The organism is Ruminiclostridium papyrosolvens DSM 2782 (genome assembly GCF_029318685.1).
GTDB lineage: Bacteria > Bacillota > Clostridia > Acetivibrionales > DSM-1351 > Ruminiclostridium > Ruminiclostridium papyrosolvens.
This window is the reverse complement of record NZ_CP119677.1, coordinates 3496211-3515318: the sequence shown is the minus strand read 5'-3', so window position 1 is coordinate 3515318 and position 19108 is coordinate 3496211. Positions and strand designations below refer to the sequence as shown.

Here is a 19108-nt window from a genome sequence, read left to right as displayed (position 1 = left end):
TTTTCTGGAGGTGGTTACAATGTCTGTAATGCAATTTCTGTCAAGGCTGCGTAATATGGGAGTAAATTTATGGTTGGACAAGGATGAATTAAAATATAAGGCTCCAAAAGGAGTAGTAAATAAAACACTACTTAATGAAATTTCACAAAATAAGCTTGAAATAATAGAATTTCTCAAAAAAATAAAAATGGAAACTACCTCAAATAATGAGCAGATTCCGCAGGCTCCCAGAGAAGGCAAAACGGAATTTCCACTTTCCTATTCACAGCAGTCTATGTGGTTTTATGACCAGCTTATTAATGGAAATCCTGCTTTTAATATATCAAATGCTGTAAAAATAACAGGTGAACTTGACATAAATGCCATTGAAAAAGCAATAAATGTACTGGTAAAAAGGCATGAGGCCTTGAGGACAACCTTCAAAAGTATTGACGGAAATCCCGTTCAGGTTGTAAAAGCAGAATTAACAACAGAGCTTTGTAAAACATATTTGGAGAATTCCGTTGATGAAGTTCGTGTTAAAGACCTTTTAAAAGAGGAAGCAAGGCGGGTCTTTAATCTTGAAACAGGCCCATTATTCCGTTTTCACCTATTTATACTTGGCGCAGATAACTATGTATTAACTTTGGTTATACACCACATAATATCTGACGGTTGGTCAAATACGGTATTGGTGGGAGAGCTGTTTACTTTATATAAGTCCGAAATACAGGGGACAGGTCAGGTAATGCCTCTGCCTTCATTACAATTTGCGGATTATGCGTACTGGGAAAGAAACAGATTACAGGGAGAAGTGTTGGATAATTTATTATCCTATTGGAAAAAACAACTGGCAAATACAAGCACTCTAGAACTTCCCCTTGACCGTGAAAGACCTACTGTACGAGCTTTTGAGGGTGGATATGAACCTGTGGCAATATCCCCTGAACTTACAACGAAAATAAATAATGTTTGTAAAAATAAAAGTGTTACCCAGTTTATATTGATTCTTGCTGCCTTTAAAACTTTACTTTACAGGTATTCGAGGCAGCAGGATATATGTATAGGTACAGTTGTTGCAAACAGAAACAGAAAAGAGCTTGAGCGTGCAGTAGGATTTTTTATGAATACTCTTGCATTGCGCACCCAAATTGAAGGGGAAATAAGCTTTGCCGAGGTATTAGAAAGAGTAAAGAAAACCACCTATGACGCATTTATATATCAGGAGCTGCCTTTTGACAAGATGGTAGAGGAACTGAAACCACCCAGAGAGGATGGAGTAAATCCATTTTTTCAGGTTATGTTTATACTGCAGAACACTCAAAAAGTAGACTTAGAACTTCCGGGAGTAACAATGCAGCCCCTTGAGATAGAAAGTGATATGGCACCGTTTGATTTAAGACTGCAACTCACTGAGACACAGGAGGGCTTAAAAGGTGCCTTTGATTATAACGTTTCAATTTTTGATGCTTCTACCATCAGAACGTTGGTAAGACACCTGATTACCACATTGGAATGTATAGTAGAAAATCCCGAGGAGAAAATTACACAGCTTCCCATATTCAATCAAGAGGATATTAAAAAAATACATAAGCTAAAAATAGCTGTTACAGCAACCTTCACAGCTGAGCCTATTGAAGATTATATAAATTGGTGGTGCAAAGAATTCGGCATTAAAAACGAGGTGGTTTTTGCACCCTATAATCAGGTAATTCAGCAGCTTTTAGACGAAACAAGTTTAGTTTCACTAAATGACGGTGTCAATATTCTACTAATCCGTTTTGAGGATTGGTTAAGAAATAATATGTCAGAGGACGCAGAGCAGATTAAAAAGCTTGAAGAGAACTATAGCTATCTTTTAAGTGTTTTGAAATCAAAAGCAAAGACAATACCTTATTTTGTTGGTGTGCTTCCTGTAGGTCAGTATTCAAATATCAGTCAAAGAGTCAGTGATTATATAGAAGATATGAACAACAGATGGAAACTGGCTTTAGAGGATATGGAAAATATATATGCAATGGACTGTGAAAATCTGGAGGAACAGTTTATTATTGATACCGTGTTTGACTCACTAAAAGATACTGAAGCGCATATGCCTTTTAGTGATATGTATTTCAGTGCTTTGGGAACATTTGCCGCCAGAAATATATGTGCTTGGAAAAAGCAAAACTTCAAGGTTATAGTACTTGACTGTGACAACACCCTATGGAAAGGTGTATGCGGAGAAGAAGGAGCACAAGGGGTTATAATAAGCGAACCTTTTAAGAGATTACAGGAGTTCATGCTGGAAAGTTACAGTAAAGGTATGCTTTTGGCACTATGCAGCAAAAACAATGAGGCGGATGTATGGGAGGTATTTGACAGCAACAAGGGAATGTTGCTGAAAAAGGAGCATTTTGTGTCATGGAGAATCAACTGGCAGTCAAAAGCCGACAATATAAGGGAAATTGCCCATGAGCTTAATCTTGGCATTGACAGCTTTATTTTTATAGATGACAGTCCTGTGGAGTGCAGTGAGGTAATGACAAAACTGCCGGAGGTGTTAACTCTTAATCTTCCTGAGAATACAGAACAAATACCGTCTTATCTTCAGCATGTATGGGCCTTTGACAGGTTTAAAGTTACAGCAGAGGATGGTCAGAGAACACAAATGTATATAGCCGAGAAGGAAAGAAAGCAAATGCAGGAAAGTGTTCCTTCACTGGACGGTTTTATACAAGGTCTTGAACTAAAAATGAGCATGAATCTCATTGAGGATTCACAATACATAAGAGCAGCCCAACTCACACATAGAACCAATCAGTTTAATCTTAGCACTATAAGAAGAACAGAAGAGGAATTGAGGCTTCTGACAAGTTTACCGGGTTTCAAATGCCATGTAATAGAAGTAAGGGACCGATTCGGAGATTACGGGCTTGTAGGTGAGGTAATATCAAAGGAAAACGGGGACAAGCTGCTAATAGACACATTCCTGCTGAGTTGCAGAGTATTGGGAAGAAGAATTGAAGATGCAATACTTGTGGGCCTTAAAAAGCTTTGTATTAAAACAGGTGCAAAGGTACTTGAAGCCGAGTTCCGACCTACTGAAAAAAATATGCCCTTTAAGCAATTTCTTGAAAAGAGCGGTTGGAAAAGTGTTGAGGAAGGGAGTGGCTTCATTAGGTTTCAGTTAGATATTAACGCAATACCTGAACATGAAAATCTGGTAGAAAGTTACTATGATACTAAATTTGAGTCCACAGTAAAGCCCGAAGCAGTAACAGAATCAAAATATGAGAATGTTTACATAAAACAAGATGGCGGAAAGAAGTTGGAAAACAATAACTGGAAGGTTTTAGAAGTTAACAGTGAAATGCTTCACCACAAAGCATATCTGCTACCTCTTGAAAATGCTTCAGGCAAACTGCTCACGGCACTGCCTGTTCATAGGTCGGGTATTGGCAAAAAACCTGTGGGAACCACCAACCAACAATATAAAGCACCGGGTAATAATACTGAAAAGATACTGGTTCAAGTTTGGCAGGAAATACTTGGAGTTGAGAAAATAGGAGTAAATGATGATTTCTTTAAGCTGGGGGGACATTCCCTTGCCGCCGTTTCCATAATTTCGAGACTTAGGGACAGATTTCATAAATATATCCCTCTCCAATGGATTATAGAGAACAGAACAATAGCAGAATTGGGAAAACTGGTAGGAGAATTTGAACAAACAGACAATTCAGATGATACACAAGACCATATATTAAGGGTTTGTGACGAGAATGAAGAATTTCCTCTTTCCTTTTCACAACAGTCCATGTGGTTTTACGACCAGTTGAACAAGGGTAATGCAGTTTTCAATTTGTCCAGTGCCGTACGTATAAGCGGAGGACTGAATATAGAAATACTTAAACAAACACTGGAAAATGCAGTTATGTCCCACGAAGCTTTAAGAACAACATTCAAGAATATAAATGGCAGTCCCGTGCAGGTTATAAATGACAATATTGATGTTGAGATAAACGAAATTGATCTGACACACCTGACAACAGATAATGAATATGAAATCACACAACTTTTAAGGAAAGAGGCACGATTCATATTCAATCTGGAAAAAGGCCCATTGTTCAGATTTTGCCTTTTCTTACTCAACGGAAATGAATATATTTTTTCAATGACAACGCATCACATAATTTCTGACGGTTGGTCAAATACGATTATAGTAGAGGACTTTTTACGTAATTACAGTCAGCTTACCACAGGAAAAAACATAGAAATAAAACCGCTTCCAATAAGGTTTGCAGATTATGCTATATGGGAAAGGAACAGATTTTCAGGGGAAAGATTGGATAAGCTCATGGGATACTGGAAAAACCAGCTTAAAAATCCAACAACTCTTGAACTTCCCACCGATAAGGCAAGGCCTAAAAACCGCACATACGAAGGTTGTTTTGAGAGCGTTGTAATTCCGGAAAAGCTGGTGCCGGAGCTAAGGAAACTTTCAAACGATTTGGGAGCTACATTGTTTATGCTTATTCTTGCAGCCTTCCAGACATTATTGCACAGGTATTCAGGGCAAAATGACATTTTTACGGGTACAGTAGTTGCAAACCGGAATAGAGCTGAAATTGAAAATACAGTGGGGCCTTTCATAAATACATTGGTGCTCAGAACTGATTTTGAGGAGGATTTAGACTTTTTAAGCCTTCTTTCAAAAGTAAAAAAAACTACCCTTGAGGCATATGAACATCAGGAACTGCCTTTTGACAAAATGCTTGAAGAAATGAAACTGGAACGCGACCTCAGCAGGGCTCCGTTATTTCAGGTTATGTTTATACTCCACAACAATAAGAAAGCTGAACTGGAGCTTGACGGAATGAAAATAACTGAAATAGATGTAGCAAGCAATATGGCACCTTTTGATTTAAGATTGCAGCTTACAGAGACAGAAAAAGGTATAAAAGGCGGGTTTGACTATAACATATCCCTATTTGAGCCTGAAACAGTTAAAGAAATATCAATGCATTTGATTAAACTACTTGAAAATATAGTCCAAAGGCCTAATGAGAAGGTTTCCAGACTTGAATACATTACAGAAACAGAAAAGATACAGATATTATCGGACTTTAATAATACAAAGGCAGACTTTCCTGATAACAAGGTTATTTATCAATACTTGGAGGAACAGGCTGCGAAAGATTCTTTGAATACTGCGGTAATATTTGAAAATAAGAAATTGAGCTACGGTGAACTCAACGACAGGGCAAACTGCCTTGCAAGGCTTCTGAAAGAAAAAGGAGCAGGACAAGACTGTATTATAGCAGTAATGATGGAACGTTCACTTGAGATGATAATAGCAATAATGGCTATACAAAAAGCAGGAGGAGCATACCTCCCGGTAGACCCTCATTTTCCTGTCGAAAGAATAGATTATATACTAAAAGACAGTCAAACAGGGATATTGCTGACACATAAGGAGTATACAGACTTTAAAATCCCGCAAAACATAAAAAAGATAAATCTTGATTTTGTTGATTTATCTGATGGAGAAAAATTAAATCTGCCTTTGACAGCAACCCCTGAGAGTATTGCATATGTAATATATACATCAGGCTCCACAGGTAAGCCCAAAGGAACGCTGATAGAACACAGGTCTCTTGTCAACAGGCTAAACTGGATGCAGAAAAAATATCCTTTAGATAAAAATGATATTATTCTCCAGAAAACTCCTTACACCTTTGATGTATCTGTATGGGAAATGTTCTGGTGGTCTATGACGGGAGCTAAGGTGTGTTTTCTTGAGCCGGGAGCTGAAAAAGACCCGGAAAAGATTGTTGAAGCTATTGAAAAAAACAATATTACAGTTATTCATTTTGTGCCGTCGATGCTGGGGATTTTTCTGGAATATCTTAAACAAACGGGTGAGGCACCAAGAGTTGCAGGACTAAAACAGATTTTTGCCAGCGGAGAGGCCTTAATAACTTCACAGGTAAAAGCTTTTAAGGATTTGCTTTTTGAAAATGGAACCAGACTTACAAATCTTTACGGGCCTACTGAAGCAACAATAGATGTATCATATTTTGACTGTGACACAGAGGTTGAACCGGATTCTATTCCTATTGGTAAGCCTATTGATAATACAAAGCTCCTTGTACTGGACAAAAATATGCAACTGCAGCCTGTTGGGATAGCAGGAGAACTGTGTATCGGGGGCATCGGTCTTGCAAGAGAATACCTGAACAAACCTGAACTGACAAACGAGAAATTTGTACAAAATCCATATCAACCACACGAGAGACTTTACCGCACCGGTGATTTGGCAAAGTGGAGACGGGATGGAAATATTGAATACTTGGGGAGAATGGATTTTCAGGTTAAAATACGAGGGCTGAGGATTGAACTTGGGGAAATAGAAAAGAAGTTATTGATTCACCCGGATGTTAAAGAATGTGTAGTAGTTGCATGGAAAAAAGGCGAGGGTGATATACAGCTTGTAGCATATGTAGTATGCGAAAACAGTATGAGAGTGGAGCAAGTTGGTATTCAGTCCTTCCTTGAAAAGAGTCTCCCGGAATATATGGTTCCCAGAATCTATGTTTTTCTGGAAAAATTGCCTCTATCCTTCAACGGGAAAATAGACAGGAAGGCACTTCCTACCCCTGTCATTGCAACAGACAGAGTTTATACGGCGCCAAGAAACGATACGGAGAAACAGTTGGCAAATATATGGCAGAAAATATTAGGCATAGACAGGATTGGAATAAAGGACAACTTCTTTGATATTGGCGGAGATTCCCTGAAGGCAATGGAAACAATCATACTACTGAAAAAGCAGGGATTACAACTTGAAATAAAAGACTTGTTCGAAGGACAGACAATAGAAAATCTCAGCAGTCTGGTAAAGTTTGCAGTAAAGATTGACATTGAGCAGCCGGTTACCGGAGAAATAGGCTTACTTCCAACCCAGAAAGGATTTTTCAGAAAAACAAGGACGGAAATAAACCACTGGAACATATCTGTAATGATGTTCAGAAAAGACAGGCTTGATGAGAATATTATCAGAAAGGCCTTTACCAAAATATTAGAACAGCATGATGCACTTAGAATTAATTTTAGAATTGACGGAGAGAAAATAACCCAATACAACAAAGGAACAGACGGTAAATTATTTGAAATAAGTACATATGACTGTATAGCTGACAAAGATGATACAACCAATATGGATAATACTGCATATGCCTTGCACAGGAGCATGAATCTTACAGAGGGGCCCCTTGTAAAGCTGGCACTTTTCAGACGCCATGACGGAGACCATCTTCTGCTGGTGATACATCACCTGCTTTGCGACGGGCTATCACTTATGACAATACTGGAGGATGCAGCAGCAGCGTATAATCAACTGCAAAGAGATGAGACAATATCTCTTCCTCCCAAAACTTCTTCATTGAAGGAATGGTCAGAGAGAATATATGCTTATTCCAACAGCAGTGAATTTCTAAAAGAAATTAAGTATTGGGAAAAAATAGAAAACACGCCTGTGGCAATGCTCCCTAAGGATACAGTATTTAATGAGGAAAGGCATAAGTATGATATTGCCTTAAATGAAACACTGCTTTTAGAAAATGAAACTAAGGTACTGATGAAGAAGGTAAACCAGAGCTTGGATACTGATATAAAGGATTTACTGGCGACGGCCTTCGGGGCAGCCGTAAAAGAGTGGACAGGCAATAACAATATACTCATAGATTATAAAATTCATGGCAGGGAGAACATTTTTGAAGGAATTGATGTTTCAAGAACAGTGGGTTGGTTTGCCACAGAGTTTCCTGCAATACTCGATATGTCAAAGCTTGAGGAGCTCACCTCCCAGATAATATCAATCAGAGATATGTTCAGAAATGTGCCCGGCAGGGGACTTGGATATGAAATCTTGAGAGAGGTAACGCTGCCTGAAAATAAAAAGGAATTAAAGCTTAAACTACAGCCGGAAATACTATTTAATTATTCAGGTGATTTTGCAGGCAGGACAAATGAGGAGTTTCATGGCTTTGGTATATCACCTCTATATAAAAATCTAAATGAGAGTCCTGAGTCTGAAAGAAAGTACACCTTGATTATTGAACTTATGATTCTGGACGGCAACTTGAATGTTACTTTGCATTACAACAAGCATCAATATTACGAAAGCACTATGAAAGAACTGATTAATAAATTTAAAAAATATCTTTATGAAATTACGAATTTGGGTTTAGAAAGCAAATTTCAAAAGGAGTTGGATATGGTATGAATAAGCTAGCATTTTTGTTCCCGGGGCAGGGGGCTCAATATATTGGTATGGGCAGTAAGCTTTGTGAAAATTTTTCGGTTGCGGGACAGGTCTTTGATGAAGCAAATGAAGCCCTTGACTTTGACTTAAAAAAACTGTGCCTCCAAGGAAGTATGGATGAATTGACAAAAACAGAAAATACCCAGCCTGCCATACTGACTGCGAGTGTTGCAGCATTCAAAGTATATATGCAAGAGATAGGCATCAAGCCTGACTATACCGCCGGACACAGCCTTGGAGAGCTTTCTGCACTCTGTTGTGCAGGAGGTATTCAGTTTGCAGATGCTGTAAGGCTTGTAAGGCAGAGAGGAAGGCTTATGCAGCAAGCGGTTCCGGAAGGAATTGGCAGTATGGCTGCCGTAAGCGGTGTTGAAAAGGAGATTATAGAAAAGGAATGTTATCTAGTATCAAAAGAAGGGAATATTGTTGTGGTCTCCAACTATAATTCATTGGAGCAAATAGTAATATCAGGGCATGTAAAAGCAGTTAATGCTGTGGGAGAGCAGTTGAAGTCCATGGGTGCAAGAGTAGTTTATCTGAAAGTAAGCGCGCCCTTTCACAGTCCGTTGATGCAGCCCGCGTCTGACAGCTTTAGAGAGGAACTGAAAAAGTATAACTTCTGCGAAATGGAATGGCCGGTAATCTCAAATGTAACGGCAAAGCCATACCCCAGCAAAGACCAGATTATTGATTATTTATCTGTGCAAATAACAAACCCTGTAAAATGGCAGTCTACTATAGAGTATTTACAGAATTCCAGCATTAATAAAGCTGTTGAAATGGGGCCAAAAGCTGTTCTGAAAAACCTTTTGCGGAGCAATACGTCAATATCAATCTTTTCCTCAGAAACAACGGAAGATATATTGCATTTGAAGAAAAAACTGATTTCGGAAAAAGAAACGGAGACGGTAAACAACGGTATGATGTTTATAACCCGCTGTATAGCAACTGCGGTTAGCACAAAAAACCGAAACTGGGATGAAAATATGTATCAAAAAGGTGTAGTAGAGTCATACCGGAAATTAGTTGCGCTAAAAGAAGAGTTGATAAAAGAAAGTACACAGCCCACCGAGGAACATATAGAAGAGGCTCTTCATTTATTAAAACAAATATTAGATACAAAATTGTTACCGGATAATGAACAGAAGGACAGATTAAACAAGCTGTTCATAGAAACCGGGTTAAAATCTCAAATTGGCAGTTTATAAGGAAGGCGGGTAATTGTCAAATGGAACAGAAGGTATCAGGAAAGCTTTTAGAAAGAAAAACGGGTAACAGAAGAGAAAGATTTCAATTTGAAATAAGCAGAGAGTTGACTTATAAACTATGCTGCGTTGAAGAAGATAAAGATATTAATGTTTTCACAAAACTCACGGCAGCTATAAATATCCTTCTTTATAAATACATCAATCAAAAAGATATTCTTGTGGGTATACCTCTTTTGGAGGGGATAAATGAGTTTTATTCCTGTGTACAGGGTAAAATGACTATCGCAGATTATTTGGAAAATATAACTCAGGAAATAACTGCAAATTGTAAAAAACGGTACTGTCCCGTGGATAGTGGGGTTTTGTTAAAAGTTGTATTAATTTACAAAAACATGCACACTATTAATGAAAACGAAATAGTAAACTGCGTAGAAAATGACCTTGTTTTTAGTTTTTATAAAACTGATGACTGTATAAATGTACAGATTACATATAATTCAAGCAAGCTTAAGGATATAAGTGCAATTTTGTTTCAAAAATCCTATCTTTACATATTGGAACAGCTTCTTTCAAATCAGAATGTCCCAATAGCTGAAATAGAACTTATTACAGCTGAGGAACGTGAAAAAATAGTTAAAGCTTTTAATGATACCACAGTAATATACCAAGAAAGTAATACTTCTCTTTATAAGATGTTTGAAAAGCAGGCTGCACTTACACCGGATAATACGGCAGTAAGCTGTGTTTCAGAGTACGAGGGCAAATGTATTGCACAAAATATCACATTTGAAGAATTAAATAAAAAATCCAACAGACTGGCAAGGCTGCTAAGGAAAAAAGGAGTTAGGCCCAACAGTATTATAGCTATAATGCCTCGCCAATCCTATGAGATGGTAGTTGGCATACTGGCTGTATTAAAGGCAGGAGGAGCATATCTTCCCATTGACCCCGATTATCCTCAGAATAGGATAAACCTGATACTGGAAGACAGTGAAACCGATATACTATTAACACATAGTGATATTGCAGATAAGGTTCAATTTAATGGAGAAATTATACATATAGATAATGATGAGCTGTATCCTGTAAATGATGAAGACCTTGAGGAAGTAAACGAGCCAGAGGACTTGGCATGTGTTATATATACATCAGGTTCAACAGGTACACCTAAAGGTGTACTGGTAAAACACAGGAACATGGTAAATTTCGCAAATTGGCGTATTAGAAATTATAACTACAATAAAAAGGATGTATCCCTTCAACTGCTGTCGGTTGCCTTTGACGGCTTTGGTTCTATTTTTTATTCCAGTCTGTTGTCCGGCGGGACACTTGTAATTATAGAAGAAGATAGCAGGATGAATTACAGCTTTATAAGAACTGTATTACAGGATAGAAGAGTAACAAATATGTGTCTTGTACCATCTATGTACAGAGCTATTCTTGATGGGGCAAAGAAAGAACAGCTAAGTAATATCAGATTTGTTACTCTTGCAGGGGAAAAGGCCGACGAGAGTCTCATAGATATGAGTAATTACATAAATCCTGAAATTATGATATCCAATGAATATGGCCCGACTGAGAATACAATTGCCTCTACATCATATAAAGGAATGACCCGTGACACTACATCGATTATTGGAAAGCCTATAGCAAACCATAGTGTATTTATTGTAAATGAGGATTTAAACCTTGTTCCTGTGGGTGTTCCCGGTGAATTATGTGTTTCAGGTGCAGGTATTACGGGAGGTTATCTAAAACGTCCGCAATTAACTGAAGAAAAATTTATTTCTATACCAATTAATAATGCTTCAATTACTATCTACAGAACAGGCGATTTGGCTAAATGGCTTGATGACGGGAATATTGAGTTTTTGGGCAGAGCTGATTATCAGGTGAAAGTGAGAGGTTTCAGAATAGAACTGGGTGAGATAGAAAACAGTCTGTTAAGCTATGAGCCTGTCAGGGAATGTATTGTAATGGTCAATGATGATACAAAAGGCAGCAAATACATATGTGCATATATTGTTTCGGACAGGGATTTGACTGCTGTAGAACTCAGAGATTACCTATCTGGTATGCTGCCGGAATATATGATACCTTCGCAATATATAGGCCTTCCTGAAATTCCGCTGATGCAAAACGGAAAGGCAGACCGAAATGAACTTGCCAAATATACAAAAAATATAGATACAGGAGTGGAATACTCAGCACCTGCTAACATTAAAGAAGAAAAGCTTACAGCCCTTTGGCAGGAAGTATTGGGCTTAGAAAAAATAGGAGTAAATGATAGATTTTTTGACATTGGCGGAGATTCCATGAAAGCCGTGAAAATATCTGAATTATGTTTAGAAAAAGGGATAAAGATATCTGCAAAGGATATTTTTACTTACAAAACCGTTGCAAAAATAGTGCAAAATGTTAATTTTGATACAATAAAGTGTGATAATCATGTAAACACAGATACTATTTTTAATGAACAGGTCGGCACTAAAAAGCTGAAAATAAACCTTCAGCGTGAGATAACAACCTATTTACACAGGTCGCTGCCTCTATGCGCCATACTTTCTTGTGAAGAAAACTACAAATGGTTTTATCAGCACTATATTGAAATATTCTCAATAACATACCAAAATGGTTTTTCCAGACTCGAATTTCTTGAAGAAAAAAATAATTACAATGACGTATTTCAAGAGGTATTTTTGAAATTTGAGGAAGTACCTCATATTCTGCAATTTATAAAGGATAAAATTGACTCAGGGGTGTATGTTTCAGTACATATAGACGAATATTGCCTTCCACAGAAGGGGAGTTACGGAAAAAATCACTTTGTACACCCCTCTCTTATATACGGCTATGACGATATACAAAAAAAGCTTATGGCAATAGGGTTTGACTCTGAAATGATATTTAATGAAATTACTTTTGATTTCAAGGATTTTGTTGATGCATATGAATCAGCAAAGGTACATTATGGAGTATTTGCACCCTGGGCCGAAACGGAAGCAGTACAACTGCTTATTCCCAGGGAATTTGACAAAGACTATGAATTAGACATTGAAAGTGTGCTTGAAAGTATTGACAACTACCTGACTTCCTCGCCCGTAAACAGCGATAAAATTAATAAGCTGGTGGCTTCTGATGAAATGAATACTTTTGGTGAGTTAAAATATGGTGTTGAAGTATATGATGTCATAGTGCAAAGCCTCGAAAAGCTGGGCGGTGATATTATGAAGGGGCTGGACGTACAGAATATTATCGAGCAGTGCAAAGAAAAAGCGGTGGCTGATATCATGCCTTCTATGGACTATAGAAGCATGCACCTGCTTTATGAGCATAAAAAGTGTATTTACAACAGATTAAGATATATTATTAATAATTTTGCTTCTTCGGAAATGTTAAATCGGTTCACGGATAAGTATATGAAGATTATAGAAAAACTCAATACTGCAAGACTTACATTCTTCGATTTAGAGAGTATGTTTAACGCCGGCTTTGATCCTAGTACAACAGATTTTAATGAGCTGTTCCAGTCCTTTTTGCAAATGACGTCTGCCGTTAAGTCAGCGGGAGACGAAGAAAAGATATTACTCAGGCAGATTTATACAGAAATAAAGAACAACCTTAGCGGAGGAAGATAAGTATGTCAAAAGTGTTCTTTTTCAATATTCCTTTTCACGGACACGTTAACCCAAGTTTGGGACTGGCACAAGAACTGGTGAAAAAGGGAGAGAAAGTTATATATTACGGAATAGACAGTTTTAAGGAAAAGATTGAAAGTACAGGGGCAGAGTTCAGAAGCTACGGAGATGAATTTTATCTGGACGATAGTTTTGTAACCTATAACTTGACTGAATTATTCAAAGTTCACATGGAACTCACGGAATTAATAATGGATAAACTGCTATGTGACATTGAAAGAGACAAGCCGGATTACATAGTACATGACTCTTTGGCAACATGGGGCAAATGTGCGGCAGCAGCTGCGGGTATACCTGCAATTGACACTTTTACTACACTAGTACTGGCACCTGACGGATTTTTACTTACCATTGGCTTTATTCTAAGTTTTGCTATGGCTATGATAACCAATATACCAAACGTATTAAAAATACAAAAAATAAGAAAAGATTTAAAGAATAAGTATAACGTACGTATCGAAAGCCTTGTTGATATTTTATGCAACAAGCAGGGTCTGAATCTGGTTTACACATCTGACCTATTCCAGCCCAATCGGCAGGCACTGGGCAATGAATATAAATTTATAGGGCCTACAAGTATGTTCAGAAAAGAAGCAATTCCCCAGTTTAATATTGACAAACGAGGAAACAGACCTTTATTGTTTATTTCCATGGGTACAATATTCAATAACAATAGGGAATTTTTTGATAAATGCACAGAGGCTTTCGGGAATATGGAGATGGATGTGCTAATGTCTGTGGGTAAGAGCATTCATATACCTTCTCTTTCAATTCCTGAAAACTTTAAAGTAAAGCCCTATAACGAAATTCCACAGTTGGAGGTACTTAAAGAATGTAGTATTTTCATGACACATGGTGGAATGAACAGTACTCATGAAGGCCTTTACAATGGTGTTCCATTGATTATAATACCTCAGCAACAGGAACAGGCTCATGTTGCAATGCAGGTGGTTAGAACTAAAAGCGGCATTTGCCTGAAAAATTCCAAAATCACACCGGATTTGCTTAAACAATCGGTAGAAAAAATTATGTCCGACCATTCATATAGGGAAAATGCATTGAAAATGCGAGATTCCTTTATTGATGCCGGAGGCCCTGAAAGAGGAGTCAAGGAGATATTTACATACGTAAAACAGAAGAAAATACATTTTTCTGTATCTGAAATTGGAGGCTAATATGTCAAAAGTATTTTTTTTCAGCATACCATTTTCCGGCCATGTTAATCCCGGTGTGGGACTTGCCAAAGAACTGGTGGAAAAAGGGGAAGAGGTCATATACTACTGTACTGACAGCTTCAGGGAAAAGATTGAGAGCTCGGGAGCTGTATTCAGAAGTTACGGAGATAAATTTTACCTGAATGATGATTTTGTTACACATAACAATATTGAAATATTGAGAGTTCACATGGAGTTAAGTGAACTTATAATGGAAAAAATTTATAACGATATGAAACGGGACAGGCCTGATTACATAATCCATGATTTTATGTCTACTTGGGGAAAACATGCGGCACAGGCCTATAATATACCTGCTGTCAATATATATACAACATTTGTAGAAAGACCCGAAGGCATTTTAAAGACAGTTGGTTTAGTTTTGGCAGTTGCATTTTTGATACTCAAAAATATTCCACGAATGATAGATATCCGTAAAATTTCCGGGAGGTTAAAAAAGAAATACAATATTAAAACAAAAGGTTTAATTGATATTATTGACAATAAAGAGGCTTTAACACTGGTATTTACGTCGCGAACTTTCCAACCGTATTCTGAAAAGTTTGGGGATGATTACAAATTTGTAGGGCCTGTAAGTATGTATAGGAAGGAGAAAATAAAAGCTTTCAGACTAAACAGGTCGGAAGGCAGACCTTTACTTTTTATTTCTCTTGGTACTGTGTTTAATAATGACTGGGAGTTCTTTTTAAAATGTATAAAGGCTTTTGGCAACATGGATATGGATGTTGTCATGTCGGTTGGTAAGAAAATAGATATATCTTCCCTTACAATTCCCGAAAACTTTACCGTGAAGCATTTTTATGAGATACCCCAATTAGAAGTACTAAAAGCATGTAATGTGTTTATTACACACGGTGGAATGAACAGCGTCCATGAAGGACTAATGAATGGAATCCCGTTGATTGTTGTACCACAGCAGTTGGAGCAGGCTCATATGGCTAAGCGAGTGGCTGAAACAGGAAGCGGAATCTATCTTGATATGTCGGAAGTTACACCGGAGTCATTAAAAGAAAGTTATATAAAAATAACCTCTGACCATTCCTATGTTAAAAATGCTGATAAAATGAAGGCTTCATTTTTAAAAGCAGGCGGGCCGGAACAAGCGGCGGAGGAGATATTTTCTTATATAAAAAGCATTGATAGGATGACATAATTTTAGAGAAAGGGTGTTGGATATTTATGAAAGAAAAACAGAGTGTAGGGCAAATTGAGGAGATACTGGCAAACATCTGGAAGGAAGTACTGCATGTAAAGACATTAGACGTAAATGACAGATTCTTTGATTTGGGAGGAGACTCATTTAAAGCTGAAATGATAACGGACATATGTTTGGAAAAGGGTATTCAGGTCACACCCAACGACATTTTTAACCATAGGACAATTTCAGAAATAGTCAAAAATATGCATACTGCTGGAGATATAGAAAAAGTCACAGTTATGCTCCATAAAACACAAGGAAAAAAACTGAAAATAAAATATCAAAGGGATATAACAACATATTTGCATCGGTCAATTCCCCTATGTGCTATTTTATCTGACGAAAGGTATTATACATGGTTTTATCAACACTATATTCAATTATTTTTCATTACATACAATAACAGTTTTTCAAGATTAGAGTTTTTGGAGCCAAAAAACAACTTTGAAGATATATTTGACGAAAAATACCTTACATATGCTGACCAACAGTCTGATATTCTTGATTTTGTTGAAAAGAGCGTTGACGCAGGCACATATCTTACAATAAATCTTGATGAGTATTACTTACCTCAGAAAGGCAGCTTCAACGAACATCACTATGTTCACCAATCAATGGTTTTTGGCTACGATAAAGCAGAAAGAAAATTAATGGGTCTGGGTTTTGACACAAATATGATGTTCAAAGAACTTGAATTTGATTACGATGATTTTGCCAAAGCATACGAATCGGCTAAGACAAATTATAAGCTAACTGCACCGTGGGCAGAGACGGAAGCAATACAACTGCTGACACCAAAGTCAACGGTAGGGGAATACAAATTTGATTTAAATAAATTTATGGAAGAAATATATAAATACTTGGATGGCTCAAATCTGGATAAATCCAGAATTGAAAAACTTATACCTTTGGAAGAACAGCAAATGTGTACTGATTTGATTTATGGCCCCAAAATATACAACGCAATGGTTGAAAGCCTTGAAAAGCTTGGCAGAGACATTCTACACGGATTGGATGTTAAGGGGATGGTAGAGCAGTTTAAGGAAAAGATGCTAGGGGACATAATGCCTGCAATTGATTATAGAAGTATTCATTTATTATACGAACATAAAAAAGGACTTTATGACAGGTTTAAATATATTACAGGGAAATACTACACATCAGCAAAATTAGAGGACTTATTGAATAAATTTAATAAACTGGTGGAGAAGATGAATACTGCAAGGCTTACATTCTTTGATTTAGAAAAAATGTTGAGGTTTAATTTTAATCCGGCTGAAGTGAACTTTGAGGATTTAATGGCTTCATTTCAGAAAGTAATAGAAACCATAAGAACGGCTGGAAATAGTGAAGAAGAATTATTAAGGGAGATTTGCAGGGAATTTGAAACAGGCTATAAAGGAGGAAAATAGATATGTCCAAGGTGTTTTTTTTCAACATTCCTTTTCATGGCCATGTAAATCCCAGTTTAGGACTCGTACAGGAGTTGGTGAAAAACGGGGAGGAGGTTATATATTATAACCTTGATAGTTTCAGAGAAAAGATTGAAAGTACAGGAGCTGTATTCAGAAGATACAGCAGTAAATTTTATCTTGATGAAAATTATGTGACATATAATATTACGGATTTGTTCAGAGTTCATCTTGACTTGAGTGAATTAATACTGGATGAATTAATAGAGGATGTGAAAAGAGATAAACCTGCATATATAATACATGATACTATGTGTCCTTGGGGAAAACATTTGGCCCAAATTACAAATATACCTGCAATTAATACTTTTACAACTATAGCATTGGAGCCCGACGGATTTATTTTGACTGCCGGTTTTGTTTTGGCACTGGCTTTTAATACAGTAAAAAATATTCCTAACATGATAAAAGTACGTAAAATAAAAAAAGCAATCGAAAGTAAATATAATATAAAAGTACACAGTATGATGGATGTTATGCTGAATAAGGAAGAAATAAACTTAGTATATACCTCAAAGGAATTTCAGCCAAAATCTGAAAAACTTATGAAACGTTACAAGTTTGTAGGACCATCCAGTATGTACAGAAAAGAGAATGTACCTGAACTAAAGCTAAACAGAAACACTAAAAGACAACTGCTTTTCATATCCATGGGAACCATATTCAACAACAACATAGACTTTTTCAATACTTGCACTGAGGCTTTCAAAAACATGGAAATAGATGTACTAATGTCAGTAGGAAAGAGCATTGACATATCCACTTTGATAATTCCGGAAAATTTTACAGTAAAATACTATTTTGAAGTTCCCCAGTTGGAAATATTAAAAGAGTGTAGTATTTTCATGACTCATGGAGGGATGAACAGTACCCAGGAAGGTCTATTCTACGGAGTTCCATTAATAATCATACCTCAACAGCAGGAACAGGCTCATGTAGCAATGCAGGTTGTCAGAACGGGATGTGGAATTTGTTTGAAAAAATCTAAAGCAAACTCGGACTTACTAAAAGAGTCTGTACAAAAAATAATGACTGACAATTCCTACCGTGAGAATGCGCTCAGGATGAGGGACTCTTTCATAAATGCAGGTGGTCCCGAACAGGCTGTTAAGGATATACTGCTTTATGTAGGAAAGAAAAGAATAGTTAATATATTATAGGTTTGGTATAATTTTAAGAGTATTAATATATGGAGAAAAAATATGGAAAAAATACTCGTTATTGAAGATAGTAAAGACGTAAATTCAATGTTATCGGAAATACTTACAGAGGAAGGCTTTGAAGTATTTTCAGCTTATACCGGAACCGATGGCTTTAAAGAAATCAAGGAGAATCAGTATGATCTGATTCTCCTTGATATTATGCTTCCCTATAAAAGTGGTGATGAGATATTAAAAGAAGTCCGTAAATTTTCAGATGTACCTGTCATTGTCATTTCAGCCAAAGATACTATTGGACTAAAAATTGATTTGCTTAAAATGGGTGCGGATGATTATGTAACAAAGCCTTTTGACTTAGGTGAGGTTGTTGCAAGAGTTTCAGCAAATCTCAGGCGCTCCCGTATAAAGGCGCAGTCAGAAAAAATATTACATTACAAAGATGTGGCTGTTGACATTGATTCAAAAAGGATAATTGTAAATGGCAAGGAGCTTGATTTGACAGCCAAGGAATACGGGATAATGGAATTACTCATTAAGAACAGGGATAAGGTATTTACCAAAGCAAATCTTTATGAAACTATCTGGCAGGAAGCTTATCTTGGAGATGATAATGCAGTTAAAACTCATATGAGCAATCTAAGAAGTAAACTTAAAACCGCAAATGCTCAGCAAGAATATATAGAAACAGTGTGGGGACTTGGTTATCGCCTGTACAAAGAGTAAAACTTATCAAAAACCTTACATTTTTGTTTCCTGACTTAACCTTTTCTAAACCATTGGATTTTATACTAAAAACATAGTCAGAACATTTCTTAAAGGTATAAAAAAATGGGCTGTTAAGGTGCAGAAAGGG

General features: G+C 36.9%; 8 protein-coding genes. All 8 read left to right on the top strand.

The window, feature by feature from the left end:
- The first annotated feature begins 19 nt into the window (after positions 1–19).
- From P0092_RS15745 to P0092_RS15710, 8 genes are read left to right on the top strand one after another with little or no spacing between them, the layout of a single operon-like run.
- Positions 20–8245, top strand: a complete 8226-nt coding sequence (locus P0092_RS15745; RefSeq protein WP_004616558.1) for a non-ribosomal peptide synthetase — start codon at positions 20–22, stop codon at positions 8243–8245.
- The gene (gene fabD / locus P0092_RS15740) at positions 8242–9492 is read left to right on the top strand and encodes an ACP S-malonyltransferase (RefSeq protein ID WP_004616559.1); all 1251 of its coding nucleotides are present in this window, start codon (positions 8242–8244) and stop codon (positions 9490–9492) included. The genes P0092_RS15745 and fabD overlap by 4 nt, the downstream gene beginning before the upstream one ends.
- A 20-nt stretch (positions 9493–9512) precedes the next feature.
- Positions 9513–13130 carry a non-ribosomal peptide synthetase gene (locus tag P0092_RS15735; RefSeq protein ID WP_004616561.1) on the top strand — a complete coding sequence of 1206 codons (3618 nt, stop codon included), beginning with the start codon at positions 9513–9515 and terminating at the stop codon, positions 13128–13130.
- A 2-nt stretch (positions 13131–13132) separates the two neighbouring features.
- Complete coding sequence (locus tag P0092_RS15730) at positions 13133–14365, top strand: macrolide family glycosyltransferase (protein ID WP_004616562.1); 1233 nt, start codon at positions 13133–13135, stop codon at positions 14363–14365.
- Position 14366: 1 nt separating this feature from the next.
- Positions 14367–15578 (top strand): macrolide family glycosyltransferase, encoded by a 1212-nt coding sequence (locus P0092_RS15725; protein WP_004616563.1) that lies wholly within the window; start codon positions 14367–14369, stop codon positions 15576–15578.
- A 26-nt stretch (positions 15579–15604) separates the two neighbouring features.
- On the top strand, positions 15605–17035 hold the full coding sequence (locus tag P0092_RS15720; protein WP_004616564.1) for a phosphopantetheine-binding protein: 1431 nt from the start codon (positions 15605–15607) through the stop codon (positions 17033–17035).
- Between the two features lie 2 nt (positions 17036–17037).
- On the top strand, positions 17038–18255 hold the full coding sequence (locus P0092_RS15715; protein ID WP_004616565.1) for a macrolide family glycosyltransferase: 1218 nt from the start codon (positions 17038–17040) through the stop codon (positions 18253–18255).
- Between the two features lie 42 nt (positions 18256–18297).
- Entirely contained in the window at positions 18298–18978 is a 681-nt protein-coding gene (locus P0092_RS15710; RefSeq protein WP_004616566.1) for a response regulator transcription factor, read from the top strand.
- Positions 18979–19108: the final 130 nt, after the last annotated feature.